Here is a 16,850-nt window from a genome sequence, read left to right as displayed (position 1 = left end):
TAGCTAATCTTCCAACTCCTGTCATTATTTAATGTATGAATAAATCCAATTTAATCTCTAAGCAAAATGAATACCTCAATAATGTCTCAAAATATCAAGAAACTAGTTCTGAAAAAAAATTTATAAATTGTGTAGTAGCTAACGATAGCAATAGGAAACTTGATTTTTTGATTTTAGTTATTGAGACTCTTCAAATTAATGCATCTGATTCCTTATTATTCAAGGCCAAGGATATTGGATTGTCAGCTGAATTCTATAATAGAGTTGAATTTTGGAAAATTAGATGTTCAAACCCATTGAGAAATACTCATACATTTACATCTCTTTCTTCAGATCAGATTGATTCACTTGTTTACCTTATTTCTGCGATGGCAGAAAATCTCTATCCACTCATTAGGCAACTACTTTCATCAAAAGAATCTAAGTCGCTAAATCAAGAAAGATGGTCTTTATTTACTACTCGTCTAAAGTCACTTATAAGTGAGAGGATGAATAATCAACGTAGTTATATAGTTTCTTTATTAAGGGATGATAACAATAATTTTTTTAGAGAGTTACTAGTCATACTTTCACTATCCTGTGGAGAAGGTGGAGCTAATCGATTAAAAGCGTCTTTATATCATCAATTATAGTGATTAAAAATGATTAACTTATCCTATAGATTTGACCAAGACTCTTCTTCTCTAGAACTTGCAGGGATGCCAGATGTTTCAAACGGAGACGCCGACGAAACTATCGGTATCTTGTCTTCATGGACACTGAAAATCATTGGTTCAACTCAATTAGAAGGAGAGAAAGAACATCTAGATAATTTGATGCAAGCAATACTTCAATATTCAAGATCATATATCTCTGGAATTCGTAAAACATTTATATCTAAGAAAGAAATTGTTTCAATATCACCTTTCGGTAACTGTCATAAATTATTACTCAATAGCACAAAGAAAGGTGTTAAGCCTTTAGAAATTATTTTAGATGATTCTGAATTGTCTGACTTAACAAGATGCTTAGATTTATTGAGATTTGATCCTAGATTAAATATCAAATGGGATATTAATGAAGATAAACCCTTCAATAAGAAATATATGCTAGCTAATTCACCCTCATATAAAAAGAATTTACACTTCATTTACTCTATTGCCATATTCATATTTAGTAGTTCTTTATTAATAATTATTCCTACTAATTATAATTATGAGTTAAGAGAAACAACCAATACATCTAGACCCTTGTGAATCAAACCCGCTAGAACTTAATATATTAATCAAATCCTATAATTTTTTATAAAATAAAATTTAATTAGTTTTTATACAAATAATTACTGAACATGTAGTTAATAACCTTTAATTTACTTATCATCCACATCTCTTTTTTGTTTTTCACAGATATATAAAGATTGTTCTAATATTATATAAAGAAATTTTATTTAAATGAAACTGACAATTACTGATAGAGAAAAGATAGATATCGCTGATGATCAAATTTTTTATCAACAGCCTAGATATGTTCATCATCTGAGCGATTCATTTAGAAACCGACTTACAAACTTATATTCAGAGTATCTACTCACTCATCACGTTATTCTAGATTTAATGAGTAGTTGGGTAAGTCATCTGCCATCTAAAATTAAATATAAAAAAGTTATTGGGCATGGAATGAATGAAGCTGAATTAAGTTCAAATAAAATACTAGATAAATACTGGGTTCAGAATCTAAATAAGACACAAAATATGCCAATTGAAGATTCATACATTGATGTTGGCTTAATTGTTGCTGGATGGCAATATCTTCAATATCCTGAGAAAGTTTCATTAGAATTATCAAGAATTATCAAATCTGATTCATTATTGATAATATCTTTCACTAATCGAGCATTCTGGACCAAAGCTCCAAACATCTGGACATATTCGTCAGAGGAAAAAAGAATTGATTACATAAAAAGTGTTCTTACTTCTAATGGATGGAGGATTGAAAAAATATTAAATGAAAAGACCCATGATAAAAAGCTTTTTGGTATTTATTACACAGAGAGTGATCCTTTCTTTTCAGTTATTGCAAGAAACAATAAGTCTAATTACTGAACTGGTTTTTATTAATAGTTATATTTAGTATTAGTTTGAATAGATTTTTGACATGTCTTGTTCTTTAATTAAATTTAGTTCTGATGATTGTGGAACTTGTCACAGGATGAGCTTTTTTGACTCTAAAGTCGCGAATGAATTAGGCATTGATTTTATTAGCGTAAAACTTCAAGATACAGTCGTGTATAGAAAATATAGACCCATACTATTAAAACAGTACCCATCAAAGGAGGGTATGGGCTGGCCGACTTATCTATTAGTTAATGAGCCAGAGGGTGAATTTGAAATTATTGGTGAGCTTAAAGGAGGAATTGCAAAGGGTGATTTTAGAGAAAGACTTGCAAATCTAATATCTAGCTGATCTTTTATTAATTCACCGGTTGCATTAAGCCACCACCTCCAGAATCAGAATCATCGTCATCGTTGCCTGTGTCTACGGTCAAAAGTGTATAAACCCCTAAAGCCAAAAGACTTATCATTCCACTAAACAGGCTTAGACCATATTGGTTTGAACTGATTTCTATTACTTCACCCAAGGTAAAATTACTCAAATTTTTGAGACTATAGCAATCTTTTACTTTAAAAGAGTTTTGTTCACCCAATTGAAAGATTGACCTGCATATAGTTCTGAATTGATTTATCGAGTATTTATTTGAGAATTCATTAATTTTAGCCATTCAGTGAGTTGATCTAGCAATTTATCGCTATCCAAAATACCAAGACCACGAATTGTCACGGTCGAGCTACGATCTCCTTTTTTATAGATAAATCTTCCGTGAAGATGGGTTGCCAAACCTTTTCTTAGTAACTTAAAGGCTGGCTCATCCATCATTGTTTCAAGCTCAATATTTGGTTTAGACAACTTAATTCTAGAGAAGCCACACTTCTTAGCGACTATTTTTAATTTCATTACTTCTATTAATGATTCAACTGCTTTTGGTAATGTTCCATATCTATCAACCAAATTGCTAGCGAATTGGACTAAGGCATCATTGTTTTCACATTGTGTAGCTAATCTATAAGCATTTATTTTTTCATCTGGATCAGTTATCCAATCTCCAGGTATAAAAGCTGTAACAGGTAAATCAATTTGTGTATCTTCAACAGAAGGAATATCTTGACCTTGTATTTCAGCGATAGTTTCCTGCAATAATTCCATATACAAATCAAATCCTATTGTTTCCATTTGTCCGCTTTGTTCAATACCTAAAATATTTCCAACTCCTCTAATTTCCATATCCCTCATCGCTAACTGATATCCACTACCCAAATCACTAAATTCTTTTATGGCTTTTAACCGTTTTCTTGACATCTCATTTAATTTCTCTTCGCTTGGGTAAAACAACCAAGCGTGTGCTTGTACTCCACTTCGGCCTACTCTGCCTCTCAATTGGTAAAGCTGTGATAATCCAAACTTGTGAGAATCTTCAATTAAAATTGTATTTACTCTAGGAATATCTAATCCACTTTCGACAATAGTTGTACAAAGCAACATATCTGCTTCTCCAGCATTAAATGCAAGCATTGCATTTTCTAACTCCCCTTCATTCATTTGCCCATGAGCTATCAATAACTTCACATTTGGAACCATTATTTTTAATTTATTTGCTACTTCTTCTATCCCTTTTATTCGTGGAACAATATAAAATATTTGGCCACCCCTATCAATCTCCTGAGAAATTGCGCTTCTTATTATTTCATTATCTAGCGGTGATAAATGAGTTTTAATTGGTCTACGTAATGGTGGTGGTGTTGTTATTAAACTCATTTCACGAACACCAGAAAGACTCATATAGAGTGTTCGAGGAATTGGGGTTGCAGAGAGAGTTAATACATCTACACTTTTTTTTAACTCTTTTATTTTTTCCTTTTGATTAACTCCAAAACGTTGTTCTTCATCTATAACTAGTAGTCCCAAGTCCTTATAAGTTAATTGTTTATTCAAGAGCTGATGTGTACCAACAACAGCATCAATTTGTCCATCTTTAAGTCCACTTAATATTTGTTTTCTTTCGTTAGGGGTTTTAAATCTGTTTAGTAATGATACTTTAATAGGATAAGGTGCAAATCGATCAGAAATCGTTCTCCAGTGTTGTTGAGATAACACTGTTGTTGGTGCTAACAACGCTATTTGTTTCCCTGAAGTAATAGCCTTAAATATTGCTCTTATTGCAACCTCTGTTTTTCCAAATCCAACATCACCACAAACGAGTCTATCCATAGGCTTTTCACATTCCATATCAGATTTCACCTGGATAGTGGCTTTTGCCTGATCAGGAGTTAATGGGTATGGAAATGAGTCTTCTAATTCACTTTGCCATGGTCCATCAATTGGAAACTTGAACCCTTTTTCTCTACTTCTTTCTGCATATAACTTAATCAAATCAAGAGCAACCTTTTTAACTGATTTTTTTGCCTTTTCCTTTATTTTGTTCCAATTAGCACCGCCTAGTTTACTTATTTTGGGAGTCTTTGAATTTGAATTTCTATATCTCCCTAAACTACCAAGTTGATCAGCCGCAACACTTAATTTTCCATCCATATATTTTATTACTAAATAATCTCTCGAATCACCATTAATGTTTAATTTTTGAATATTTTGGAATAAGCCTATGCCATGATTTCTGTGAACCACGTAATCACCAGGTTTCATTTTATTGGGATCTATCTTTTTACTTTCTGATTGCTTCCTTCTTCTTACATAACCAGTACTAGAAATATTATGTTGTCCAAAAAATTCCTTGTCAGTTAGTAAAGCTATTTTCCATGCTGGAAGGTAAAACCCTTCAATTTCTCCCTCATTATTATTTTTAATAGCGACCGGTATGTTGTCAGCTATAATGCTTTTAATGCCATATAAATCTTTATTATTTGGTATAAACTTGGAGATACACTCATGTTCTTCTAATAGAGAGACTGCACGACTGGGTTGTGCTGATATAATCCATATTGAATATTTATCTTTTATATAATCTTTTAATGATAAACTAATCTTACCATATTGATTAGGGAGCCAATTATGTACTTTGCTGGAAATATTAAATACATTATCCTTGTCTGTAGTATCTTCTAAATCTGTTATGTCTAGCCCTTTATAAGTATTAACTGTATCATAAATATCATTAATATTAGTATGCAGATTAGGTTTAAATAAATTTTTTGCTGTTACTGAACAGCTTTTACTCCCTATTAGATCAGTATAACTTTCATCAACAATGTTATACCAAGCATGCCCATGGGATAAACCTTGCATCCTTTCATCTACTACAATAAATGTACTATCATCTAGGTAATTTAATAATGATGAAGGCTTATCAAATGCTACCCCTAAATATTTTTTAGCAGATTCTAATACATTTGAATTTATCAACTCAGAGTACTGATCCTGTGATAACAGACTCGATATATCCTTGTCTTGAATTGATAAAAGTTTATTAATAATTAAAGGATCATAACCTTTTGGAGTAATACATACATTATCAATTGTTTCTAACGATCTTTGCGATATTGGATCAAATTCTTTAATCTTATCTAGCATATCACCAAACAACTCTAATCTAATTGGTAGTTCACTACTAACAGGATAAATATCAACTATATCTCCCCGTCTCGTCCATGTACCTTCTTGATCAACATTGTTAGATTTTTTATATCCACTTTCACTCAATTTGAGTGATAAATCTCTTAGGTTTATTTCAGCACCAACCTTTAATTTAATGCATTTTGATTTAAGATATTCAATTGGAGGGAGATGGGGTTGTAATGCTCTTTCCGTTGCAATAATTGCGATATTCTCATCATCTTTTAATTCCAATATATCACTAAGTACTTGTAACTGACCCCATACAATTTCTGTGGTTATCTGTATTGAGTCATATGGAGAGACTTCAGTTGTAGGATATAAACATGTCTTGGTCCATCCACAATCTTTTACCAGTGGATACCACCTGGTCGCTTCTTCTAATGTGGGTACAATTACTAATAATATATTGGATTCTTTCTTAGCAAGTGAAGTTGTGATTAGTGCTTTAGCTGTACGAGAAGCTCCTGTTAATATTAATCTTTCTTCTCTATTTGTACGTCCAATTAACTCATTTGTTAACTGGTGATTTTCTAAATAATTTGCAACAGACTCTAAAGTCACTATTCTTGTCGACTATTTTATTGTGATTACAATAACATTTTATTTGTCTATTGAGAAGACATAGTAAGTTAGTTATTGATTTCGAATTGATTTTATTTTTTCAATAAATGAAATTAATTGTTCTTCATTAAGTTCCTTTCTCGTTGAAACATTAAACTCTCTTTGTAAATATTCTCTTCCCTGTAAGTTGTCCCATGATAAATCTCTAAGTATACTGTCAGATTCTTCAATTAATTTATTAATATTTATATTTACTTTATTAGTTGAATGTAAAATGTCTGTCTTTTTTAACAAACTTAGATAGTTTACTATATCACTGTATTTAGTAATTTTGTTTCGATTATTATAACCCAAGTTTTTTTCAAGAAAAATGTTTTCATCATCTCTTGACCATTTTAACCTTTGTATTTCTAAATCTATAGCAGTTAAAATATTACTCCAATCAGTTGGCTCTTTATAAATATTTTCCATCTTATTACTCTTAGGTAACTCAACTTTCAATGGGGTTTTTACATCATCTTCTTTATCAGTTTTTATGATTTCCTCATTATTTATTTCTCCGTTTATCCTTTTATTTAGTCTTGAAATAGCTTTGTCTTCAGCCACTTCAACTGTTCCCCCTTCAGCAAGTGCACTACCTAGATTTTTATCATTATTCCATCCAGTTACTTTAACAACGACTTTATTCTCGGATATGTGGCAAAGTTTAGATTCAATTCGCATAACCCTTCTGAATTGACACTATTTAGAATAGTAAGAGTTAAAATATATCAAACAGGCTGTGAAATAGCTATTTTTTCCTAATTTAATGGATTCAGCATCTCTCAGATCCTTAACCCCTTTACTTGATGGTATCGACAGATGGGTTGAACTAGCACCACTCTTGCCAATCATTGTCTCTTTGGAGCTAGTATTGTCAGCTGATAATGCTGTAGCTTTAGCGTCCATAACTAAGAATCTAAATGATATTCAGCTTCAAAAAAAAGCACTAAATATAGGTATATTCATTGCATTAATACTGAGAATACTCGTAATTCTTACGGCGCAATTCATACTTAACTTTTGGCCAGTAAAATTAATTGGTGGTATTTATTTGATATCTCTGTCAATCTCAAAGTTTATCTCCATAAATACTAATAAATCTAATGATAATAAACATATTAATAACAATTCAGAAAGTTCAATATTTAAGATTATTGTTCTATTGTCAATAACCGATCTAGCTTTTTCTATTGACAGTATTACAGCAGCTGTTGCAATAAGTGATCAATTTCTTTTAGTTATTACCGGTGCAATTATTGGGGTAATAGCATTACGATTCACTTCTGGATTATTCATTAAATGGCTTGAGATATACATTAACTTAGAAAAGGCTGGTTATATAGCAGTTGGTATTATTGGAATAAAGTTAATTCTCGAATTGCTATTCAATTTATTAGTCATACCAGAATATTTATTCTTCTTTCTAATGGTATGCCTATTTCTATGGGGCTTTTCAAGTAAAGAGAATACAACTGATAATTTTTAGTTACCTAATATTTTACTAACACTTAGATCAGATTGAATTGATAAAGTATAACTATTAGTAGCCTTTTTCCCTTCTAACTGGGCATAATTAATCTGAATTGGAAAATCATTCGTCATTATTATTACGCCATCTTCTTTATTTATCATAATTACTTCTCCTCCTTTACTTTTTTCTATTGATTCGTTATCTATTTGTTTACTTTCAATTAATTTCTCTTTATTTTCTAAAGTACTAGCTTCTAAAATCTTTATTCTTTTACCATTATAAATAGTATACGCATTTGGATATAATCCCTGTATTTTTTTTATTATTTTTCTAGCATTTTGATTCCAATCTATTAAATAATCTTCTTTTTTTATTTGTCTAGCATAACTAGGTTTACCTTTTAGCTTAGTTTGATCAATAGCTTTTAAATATTCCAGTCTCGATGATTTACTCAAACCTTTCGTTAATTCGATTTTATTAAGTGAATTTACTAATAGTTTTGATGAAATATTTGACAGTCTAGTACTTAAAATCTCTAGATTATCTGAATCATTAATGACCGTAATCTCTCGGTTAATAACCGGACCTGTATCTAAACCTTCTTCCATTGACATAATACATATACCTGTCTGTACATCATCATTTATAATGCTCCACTGAATAGGAGCTGCTCCTCTCCAAACCGGTAATAGCGAAGCATGACTATTCCAGCATCCAAGTTTCGGCTGATCTAATATTTCTTTTGGAAGAATTTGACCAAAGGCTACAACAATAAAAACATCAGCATGCAAACATTTAAGTTTTTCCTTTGTAATTTGATCATTTCTTATTGAATGAGTAACGAAGGCAGGTATGCCAAGATCCATTGCAGCTTGTTTCACTGGTGAAGGTGACAAGCCTCTCCCTCGACCTCTCTTTCTATCTGGCTGTGTAACTACCGCAATTACTTGATGTCCAGAATTAACAATGTTTACTAGATTTTCCGCAGCATAAGTAGGCGTTCCCCAAAAAACTATCTTCACGCTTCACCAGTTATTGATATATTCTCCACCCAAACATGTGGACTGATCCCTTGATGCGTAACTATCTGTTCATTCTCTATTTTCACGATACTATTTAAGAGATTTAAAATATCTCCTGCAACTGTTGCAGCTTCAATAGATATTTTTTTACCATCATTAACGATCCAACCATCGAAAGGTAATGAGAAAGAACCTTGACTAGCTTTGACTCCAGAATGAATAGCAGATAGTTCATCTATTAGAATATATTCCTTGTGTGTATTTTTTATACTCAAACTTTCATCTTTATCAATTTCAGATTCACTTTTGCTTATAACCAGCCAATCAGGTGAAACGGACACCTTAGCTCCTAACCCTGCATGACCAGTAGGTTTAACTCCAAATTTTCTTGCAGTAGCTTCTGAGTGAAGTAAGTTAGATAATTTTCCTTTAGTAACCAATTTAATATTTTGCGTTGGAGTTCCTTCGCCATCAAAACTAAATGCACCTACATTTTCTGGGTGCAGACCTTCGTCACTTATATTTAAATTAGGAACTGATATTTGCTTACCAATTGAATCTTTGTTCATTAAACTAAGGCCATCAATAATTGAACGTGCATTAAACATTGAACTGAATGCACTTATTAATTGAAGAAAAGCCGCAGGTGTAAAACATATAAGATACTTATTTGTTTCAATAGATTTATAATTTAAATGACTAATTATCTTTTTAGATGTTTCATTTATACAAGAGTCTATATCAAGTTCATCTAAATTAGAATTTATTCTAATACAACCTGCACTTCTGGGCTTTTTGTTTTCTTCTTCAGCCTTTGCATACAAATAAATAGAGGATTGTGATAATTTCATGTGTCTATTAGCTCCCTCACTGTTTATATATATTCTTTCCATATATGTTTCATTCAATCCATTATATGGAATTGAATCTATTGATTGATGTGACTCAATTAATTGTTTTTCTGCATTTTTTAGAATAGTAAGTAATTCATCAATTGTATGAGGATTGGAGACTTTAGAATTTAGAGCTTCCAATTCTGCCCTGGCTAATGGAGAGAATTCTGGAGATTCATTTTCGTTGCCAAAAAGGCTGGCTTCAATAGCTCCTCTGAATGCTTTCTTAATTCCTTCGCTCGTCAAGTCAGAAGTGCTAGTAATACCTACCTGATTATTATCATTCCACACCCTTAAGGTCATTGAATTTCGTTGGGCACCTTTTAGCTGTTTTGCATTACCTTGTTGAACTTGAACAGAAATATCCCTACTAGTTGATGCTCCCATATCCCATTTTTTAATTGATGACTCTTTACTATATTCTTTTAAAATATTAATTAATAGATGTGGATCTAATTCACCTATTTTATATGTAGTAATTAAGTTAATCATTTTATCTACCTCCTACTGTTATTGAATCCACTTTTATATGAGGTTGACCTACAGTAACGTTTACACTTCCACTTACAGAACCACAAAAACCAGCTGCAAGATCTAGATCATTAGCACACATTGATATTCTAGGTAGTATTTCTTTTGCCTCGCCAATTAATGTTGCACCCTTAACTGGTTTATCAAGCTTTCCATTTTTTATCAAATAGCCTTCCTCAACTGAGAAATTAAATTGCCCAGTAGGACCAACACTTCCTCCACCCATTGATTTACAATAAAGGCCATTATCAACACTTGTTATTAATTCATTAGGAGAGAAATCGCCTTGTTGAATATATGTATTTCTCATACGACTTGCAGCAGCAAATGAAAAATTTTGTCTTCTACCGCTACCAGTTCGTGGATGTCCAGTCCTTAAAAAACCTGCTCTATCTGAAAGGAATTTTTTTAATATTCCATTTTCGATTAGTAAAGTATTTTGAGGTTCCATCCCTTCATCATCCATAGATAGTGAACCAAAAGCATGATTTGAAAGACCTTCATCTACTGCACTTACAGCCTTATGAGCAATCTGTTTGTTTATTGAGTCATGAAAAGGAGATGTTCCACGCTCCAATTGTGTGGTTTCAAGAAGATGACCACAAGCTTCATGGAATATGACTCCACCGAATTTATTGGCCAGTACAACAGGCATTTGACCTGCTTCTACATATCCCGCATAAAGCATTTTTTGTGCACTTTCATTTAAGTCACAAGTACTTTGCTCGATATCCCATTTTCTTAAATCGTCTGGGTTGCCGGAACTTCCATATCTTCTGGCAGATGTTGATCTGTTTTTATCCTTTTGAGCAATCACATTTATACCAACGGTTTGGTGAAGACGGATATCTCTAGCAAATACTCCATCAGAAGCAGCAACAAGAACTTCTTGCCAATTCCTTGAATAGCTAGCTCTCCTTACTTGTAAATTTTTATTTTTATCAGCGAGTGATTTGGTAGCAGTAAGAAGTTGGAAGGTTGATTCATCAAGATTTGGAGAATTAACTAACCATTCATTTTTTTTTGTACCAAAGTCTTTTAATTCAGTTAATCCTTCAAATCTAACGTTGTTTTTAGTTCCGACTGCTAGGCCCAACATACCTAAAGCCTGATTAAGAGCAAAGAGTAGTCCTTCATTGGATAAATCGTTTGTACTAACAAAACCGTCTTTTTTTCCAAGAAACACCCTGATACCAGCTCCAATTCCAAAAGATGGACTGACATTGGATATTTCCTCTTGCTCTGCTAATAAAGATATATTGTCTGATTTTTCAAGAAAGATTTCTATTAGGTCAGCTCCGGCAGATTTACCAAGTGACAATAAATCTTCAATTTGTGGCTTTAATGTGTCATCAAAAGTATGAAACAGTACTTTTTCAGTTTGTTTACTTAGTAATGAGTTTCTCAATTTGTTTTTTTTCTTATTATGGCATTTGACTGCCTGAACTGCGTATATAAATATTAAGAAGATATATTTATTGTTATTATTAAAAAAATAATAACAATAAAAAGATTTATTTAGTTAATAACTAAACAAATACAATTAATTAGCACCAATCCATTTCTGACCATTTAATCTTTGAAGTACCCTCGATATTAGTAAAGGTAATGTAGTCTTTTTCTCGTCAATCAGGAAGGATTCAACAATGCTTGGATCCGAATTTGATTCTGCTAATAGTATAGTTTTATCTGAAGTTATTATTTCACTGTTAAAGCAAAGCCAAAATTTTCTTTGTTCAGACATTTCACAAAATACCATCCAGCATTTACCTCCGACAACTGGCCTTTCACCTTCTATTAATTTAATTTCACTGACTAATGTTCCTTTATCTTCTATAGAGGTCTTTAGTCCAGGAATTAAATGTTTAATTATAAACTCATCAAAGGGTTTGTCTTCTAACTTAGGTGGTTTTGGAGGTTTGTTTGGTTTGATTTCAGATGACGTTTTTGGGTTATCTAAAATATTGGAAACTTTTTGGTTAACAACAGAAGTTTCTTGAATATTCAAATTATTAGATTCTGTCTTTTTTACTTCATTTCCGGAGTTCTTATCGTTTGTGGGGGGTTGATTTTCCATTTGTTCAGTTTAACAAATTCATTAAGATCGATGTTGGGATATTGTTGATTAAATATATTGTTAAAATTTCCGATTACCATCTTGAATAAGATTCATCACTCCAATCATCTGAACTTGAATTCATCTGGGTGCTAATTTCATTCTTATAAGGTTTTTCATAGTATGGCTCTTCAAATTCATTTAAGTTGACGTTGTTAACGCTATTATTTATAGAACTTGGATATTTTTTTTCTCTTCTCTCAATTACTCTAAAATTAGCTTTAATTGTAGGTAATGGATCTTTAAAATCTCTATGTATTAAAGTGTTTTCAGATGATAGTGTATCAAAGGTATCTGATATCTCATTACTCTCTTCATATTTGCTTTCACCTTTGTACCTTAGTGGTTTATTTGCGTTGCCGGCATATACTTTTGCAAGATTAGTTGTTATAAGGTATGAAATAATAAAGCCTGTTCCTATAGATATGGAAAGATATGTTCCTAATGTAAGTGATGGCGTATTCCATACAAGCAATCTTAATCTAGTATATTCCTTTTGATTACTAATACTTAGAAACGTTATCAATAATAAAGTTGATAGTAAAGGTATTGCTTTTATTAAAGTATTAAACTTCATTTGTTTGGACCATCCCATCTCTTAATGTAATCTAAATCTTCGCCAAGTGAATCAAACAATCTAACTACAATAAAATCAATAATGTCTTCAATATTTTGTGGGTTTGTATACCAAGCTGGAATCGGCGGAACTATTAATGCTCCAGCAATAGCTAAACGTTTTATGTTGTCTATATGAATTAAATTTAATGGTGTTTCCCTTGGAGATATTATTAAAGGCCTATTCTCCTTTAAGTGAACGTCGGCACATCTTTCTATTAAATCTGATGAAAAGCCGGAGGCTATCCTCCCCATTGTTCCCATTGAACAAGGGACAATTACCATACCTTTTGTCTTATGACTACCGCTTGCAATTGAAGCTGAATGATCGTTCCATCTAAAACAAGTTAGCTTTCCTGAATTAACGTCAAGTCTGTTTCTCCAAAAATCACATTGAGCTTTTGGTTCTACTGGAATATTAATATTACGTTCACTTTTCGCTACTTCATATGCACCCTTGCTAAGAATTAAATCAACATCTTGATTATTTTCTAACAAAACTTGTATTGAACGTTCACCTATTTGCATAGCTGAAGCGCCTGTCATAGCAATAACAATACTGTTCATTTGCTTTTAACTATAAGAATCAATATCAATTTTATTTATTGATTCTTTATCAGAATCTTTTACAAGCTCCAAATCAATTTGATTTTTTATAATATCTACCTTTAGAACCCTAACATTAACATTTTGAGCAAGTTGATAAGTCTTTTTATTCTTTCTTCCAACTAAAAGGTTCTGTCTAGATCTATATTCATACCAATCGTCACCTAAAGTGCTTACGTGTACTAATCCTTCAGCCGTTAAATCTTCTATCTCAGCAAAAAAACCATAACTTTGTACTCCAGTAATAACAGCGGTTACTTCTTTACCTATGATTTTCTGTGCTTCCCTACACTGAGCAATTGATATTATGTTATTTCTAAAGGATTTCGACTTTTTTCTTATTTCATTTAGATTTTGAACTAACCTTAAATTTGAATGCTTATCAATATTTTCCTTTATCTTAGATGAGAAGATATCCCAATCAACATCTCTCCAGCTATCTTTTTTACCCAAGTCTATAATTTCCTTACTTCGACTAGTAGATTTATTTTTACCATCAGCTAAAAGTGAAGTTAATATAAGCTGATTAAAAACATTCCAATAATTCAAATAAGGGCAACACCAAAAGGCCTCAATATTATTTGTTTTTATCTCTTTATTTTGATCATCATTATCTATATCAGAATTTGGCTTATAAAGTTTCAAATGAATCCCAGGAATTATATGCTTCATAAGTTTATGAAGTATTTTCTTTTCGGTACTTGACTCAAATGATTTTATTAACTCAATTATCGTTACGGTACCATCAGGATTTACTGTTATCTTTTTATCTAATGCCAATGCTGATTTAGACACCTCATTAATATATGATTGATCTATTTCTTCATGTTCCTTATATATAATTGGCAATTTATATCCAACTAAATGCTTGGCAAGTATATTATTAGAAAGTCTAATATAGATATCTAATATGGACTGAGGATCACCACTGTCATATGTTTTAGACCATCCATGAAAGTCCCTGCCAGGAAAAGTTATTTGTAATTCACTTAATCTGTCTATATTAGGGATGTACTCATCTAATTTAATAGATACATTATTGGTATTATTGATTAGTTTTGCTGAATGTAAAATCGTATAAATTACTTCAAGATTATCTTTGATAGCTTTAAGTACTACAGGAATGGACTTGGATGTTGGCTTTCTATTGTTAATTGCCTTAAGCTGTTTTGCTGTAATAAGTTTTACTGGTTTAACAATGCTAAGAACAAATTTCCAATCTATTATCTCACCTTCCCCATTAATATCTATAACCAGTGAAATTGCTTCTGATTCTTCATTAAGTTTAAATTTAGATGCTGAACTAAGCGAATCATTAAGGAAGTCCAGCCAATCATTTCCTAAACAAATAACCTCCCCCTTTTCTTTAAGATATTTATCTAGTTTGCTGCCTAAATTGATTCTTTCGGAAACTGAAGGAGAATGAAGCCATATTCTGTTACCACCTTCATAGGGTTGGGCATATAACGCAGGAAGGGATGGAGAGTTTTTAGATTCCCAACTATCTAATAATAAAGAAGGTTGACTTGTTAGGTCTTCTCTTCCTTTTAAAGGGATTTTCTTAGGGGCGATTTTAGGGACATCAAAAATTCTAGAAATATTATTCTTTGAAAGTAATAATTCAATATCACCATCTACACCAGCATTAATTGATAAATCTCTAATTATCGATCCTTTTGCTTTAAATTGAGCAATTGGAAATTTATTTATCTTTATTTCATAAATTAAATCTTTATCAGTAATCTTTTTTTTATAATCTTCACTATTTTCAAGATCAATAACAACTGGTATCCTGTCATCTAAAGGGTAAGCCTTTAATTCACCTGTTGATTGTTCAGATTCTACCTTTGCAAGCAAAATATTATTATATCTTTCTAATACACATTGAATTGAGCCTTCTGGTGCTCTTCTTTTAACTGCTTGCTTTGTGATTAAAACAATTACGGAATCACCATGCCAAGCATTATTTAAATTTGCTTCTCTAATATAAATATCTTCGCCTTGATCCTCTCTAACAACAAAGCAATAGCCTTTACTACTACATCGCACCCTACCTTGCAGAAAACATCTATCATTGTTGATTGTAAGTTTATCATCTTGATTACTTTGAACAATTCGTAGCTTTTTAAGGGCTTTAATAGCAATGTTCAAATTATCTCTATCTTGTTTTTTTGTGAGTTTTAAGGATTTCTCAAGTTTAGAAACTTCTAATCCTTTCTCTATATCAAGACTTTCTAGTATTTGTAAAACTGAGGTCATAATAGATGCGGAAAATTCATTTAATTTCTTTGGAAGTAAGTCTTCAAAAACAAAAGACTTTTAGTTTGATATTGATTTTAGTTTATAAGCTATCATTAGTAGTTTCTTTTTCGCTTTGAACTAAAAGGTTAATACCAATAATTAAGAATACTATTCCAGAAAGTAGTTTTAGTAAGAATGCAGGAATTAGGTTGGCAATAGACCCTCCTGCAAGTGCCCCTAAAAGCGTAGCTAATATAAGGGCTAATGACGAGCCAATAAAAACAGCTAAAGGTTTATTAGTAGTACTACTTAAAGTTATTGTTGTTAATTGAGTTTTGTCGCCCATTTCAGCAAGAAAAACAGTGACAAATGTTGTAAAAAGAAGCGTTAGAATCATTAAAAAAGATCAAGTTCTAATTTTGAAGAAAGTCAATAAAGCTTAGTGTTACTAGATATATTCCTAAACTTAACATAATTATTCCTGAAATTATAGTAAACCTTTTTCTGGGTAAGTTATTTGCTATCCATCTTCCTATTAAAACTCCGAGAAGGCTTGTTGAAATAAGTGCGAGAGCAGCTCCAATGAAAATAATTAGGGGTTTACCAGACTGAGCAGATAAAATTAATGTGGCAAGTTGTGTCTTGTCCCCTAACTCAGCCAAAAAAATAGTACTAAAAGATGTAATTAATATACTTAAAAAAGGAGTGTTATCAGCTATATCACTCACTTCTGGTTTAGAAATTTGTTTAGGTTTACCCATTAATTCCAATTCAGTGATGTTGCCTTCTATATGTTTATACAACAATCACATTTTATATATAAAAACGATAAATGATCAAGCAATCAACAGATTGTCTGTTCTGAGTCGATTTTATCCATAGTCAAAGAACAACACAAATAATCCATAAATAGCAATTAGTGAAGATATAACATCAAATTTTTTAAATTAATGGGTAGGAAAGCCTCTTGTTTAGTAGAATATAAAAAACTTTTAATCAACATGGGAAACCTATTGCCACTAGTAGCAGTCTTTCTTGCAGGACCTGCAATAATCGCTTTAATCTTCTATAGAAGAGGCGTATAAAGG

At 31.6% G+C, this 16,850-nt stretch carries 18 protein-coding genes; 6 read left to right on the top strand and 12 right to left on the bottom strand.

The features are described 5' to 3' along the window. The first annotated feature begins 35 nt into the window (after positions 1–35). The 4 genes from O5637_RS02000 to O5637_RS01985 all read left to right on the top strand — a co-directional run bounded on the left by O5637_RS02000 (position 36) and on the right by O5637_RS01985 (position 2,442). A complete protein-coding gene (locus O5637_RS02000) occupies positions 36–632 on the top strand; it encodes a DUF3038 domain-containing protein (protein ID WP_269605660.1) in 597 nt (198 codons plus the stop codon). A 9-nt stretch (positions 633–641) separates the two neighbouring features. Beyond that, on the top strand, positions 642–1,235 hold the full coding sequence (locus O5637_RS01995) for a DUF4335 domain-containing protein (protein WP_269605658.1): 594 nt from the start codon (positions 642–644) through the stop codon (positions 1,233–1,235). 195 nt (positions 1,236–1,430) lie between these two features. Beyond that, positions 1,431–2,081: an SAM-dependent methyltransferase gene (locus O5637_RS01990; protein WP_269605655.1), complete on the top strand. Its 651-nt coding sequence runs from the start codon at positions 1,431–1,433 to the stop codon at positions 2,079–2,081. 52 nt (positions 2,082–2,133) lie between these two features. After that, positions 2,134–2,442 carry a TlpA family protein disulfide reductase gene (locus O5637_RS01985; protein WP_269605654.1) on the top strand — a complete coding sequence of 103 codons (309 nt, stop codon included), beginning with the start codon at positions 2,134–2,136 and terminating at the stop codon, positions 2,440–2,442. Between the two features lie 7 nt (positions 2,443–2,449). On the opposite strand, the gene O5637_RS01980 is transcribed toward O5637_RS01985, so the two are convergent. From O5637_RS01980 to O5637_RS01970, 3 genes are all read right to left on the bottom strand, one after another. Then, the gene (locus O5637_RS01980; protein WP_269605652.1) at positions 2,450–2,632 is read right to left on the bottom strand and encodes a hypothetical protein; all 183 of its coding nucleotides are present in this window, start codon (positions 2,630–2,632) and stop codon (positions 2,450–2,452) included. A gap of 86 nt (positions 2,633–2,718) precedes the next feature. Beyond that, positions 2,719–6,225: a transcription-repair coupling factor gene (gene mfd / locus O5637_RS01975; protein ID WP_269605651.1), complete on the bottom strand. Its 3,507-nt coding sequence runs from the start codon at positions 6,223–6,225 to the stop codon at positions 2,719–2,721. A 72-nt stretch (positions 6,226–6,297) separates the two neighbouring features. Then, a complete protein-coding gene (locus O5637_RS01970; RefSeq protein WP_269605649.1) occupies positions 6,298–6,948 on the bottom strand; it encodes a hypothetical protein in 651 nt (216 codons plus the stop codon). 85 nt (positions 6,949–7,033) lie between these two features. Between O5637_RS01970 and O5637_RS01965 the strand changes: the two genes are divergently transcribed. Continuing rightward, positions 7,034–7,753 carry a TerC family protein gene (locus O5637_RS01965; RefSeq protein WP_269605647.1) on the top strand — a complete coding sequence of 240 codons (720 nt, stop codon included), beginning with the start codon at positions 7,034–7,036 and terminating at the stop codon, positions 7,751–7,753. On the opposite strand, the gene fmt is transcribed toward O5637_RS01965, so the two are convergent. From fmt to O5637_RS01920, 9 genes are all read right to left on the bottom strand, one after another. Continuing rightward, positions 7,750–8,760: a methionyl-tRNA formyltransferase gene (gene fmt / locus O5637_RS01960; RefSeq protein WP_269605645.1), complete on the bottom strand. Its 1,011-nt coding sequence runs from the start codon at positions 8,758–8,760 to the stop codon at positions 7,750–7,752. The two genes, O5637_RS01965 and fmt, sit on opposite strands and share 4 nt — an antisense overlap. Next, complete coding sequence (locus O5637_RS01955; protein WP_269605643.1) at positions 8,757–10,145, bottom strand: TldD/PmbA family protein; 1,389 nt, start codon at positions 10,143–10,145, stop codon at positions 8,757–8,759. The genes fmt and O5637_RS01955 overlap by 4 nt, the downstream gene beginning before the upstream one ends. Position 10,146: 1 nt before the next feature. After that, the gene (locus tag O5637_RS01950) at positions 10,147–11,553 is read right to left on the bottom strand and encodes a TldD/PmbA family protein (RefSeq protein ID WP_269606880.1); all 1,407 of its coding nucleotides are present in this window, start codon (positions 11,551–11,553) and stop codon (positions 10,147–10,149) included. A 174-nt stretch (positions 11,554–11,727) separates the two neighbouring features. Continuing rightward, on the bottom strand, positions 11,728–12,261 hold the full coding sequence (locus tag O5637_RS01945; protein ID WP_269605641.1) for a DUF2996 domain-containing protein: 534 nt from the start codon (positions 12,259–12,261) through the stop codon (positions 11,728–11,730). Positions 12,262–12,334: 73 nt separating this feature from the next. Continuing rightward, positions 12,335–12,877, bottom strand: coding sequence for a hypothetical protein (locus O5637_RS01940; RefSeq protein ID WP_269605639.1), 543 nt, complete (start codon positions 12,875–12,877; stop codon positions 12,335–12,337). Continuing rightward, complete coding sequence (locus O5637_RS01935) at positions 12,874–13,482, bottom strand: flavin prenyltransferase UbiX (protein ID WP_269605637.1); 609 nt, start codon at positions 13,480–13,482, stop codon at positions 12,874–12,876. The genes O5637_RS01940 and O5637_RS01935 overlap by 4 nt, the downstream gene beginning before the upstream one ends. Before the next feature lie 6 nt (positions 13,483–13,488). Beyond that, positions 13,489–15,780, bottom strand: coding sequence for an RNB domain-containing ribonuclease (locus O5637_RS01930; RefSeq protein ID WP_269605636.1), 2,292 nt, complete (start codon positions 15,778–15,780; stop codon positions 13,489–13,491). Positions 15,781–15,862: 82 nt separating this feature from the next. Beyond that, positions 15,863–16,159 carry a TMEM165/GDT1 family protein gene (locus tag O5637_RS01925; RefSeq protein ID WP_269605635.1) on the bottom strand — a complete coding sequence of 99 codons (297 nt, stop codon included), beginning with the start codon at positions 16,157–16,159 and terminating at the stop codon, positions 15,863–15,865. A 16-nt stretch (positions 16,160–16,175) separates the two neighbouring features. Beyond that, positions 16,176–16,523: a TMEM165/GDT1 family protein gene (locus O5637_RS01920; protein ID WP_269605633.1), complete on the bottom strand. Its 348-nt coding sequence runs from the start codon at positions 16,521–16,523 to the stop codon at positions 16,176–16,178. 189 nt (positions 16,524–16,712) lie between these two features. On the opposite strand from O5637_RS01920, the gene psb30 reads away from it, so the two are divergent. Next, the gene (psb30, locus tag O5637_RS10790) at positions 16,713–16,847 is read left to right on the top strand and encodes a photosystem II reaction center protein Ycf12/Psb30 (protein ID WP_420063722.1); all 135 of its coding nucleotides are present in this window, start codon (positions 16,713–16,715) and stop codon (positions 16,845–16,847) included. Positions 16,848–16,850: the final 3 nt, after the last annotated feature.

Source organism: Prochlorococcus marinus str. MIT 0917, assembly GCF_027359575.1.
GTDB lineage: Bacteria > Cyanobacteriota > Cyanobacteriia > PCC-6307 > Cyanobiaceae > Prochlorococcus_B > Prochlorococcus_B marinus_D.
The sequence above is the reverse complement of the archived record's forward strand: the minus strand, read 5'-3'. Positions and strand labels throughout refer to the sequence as shown.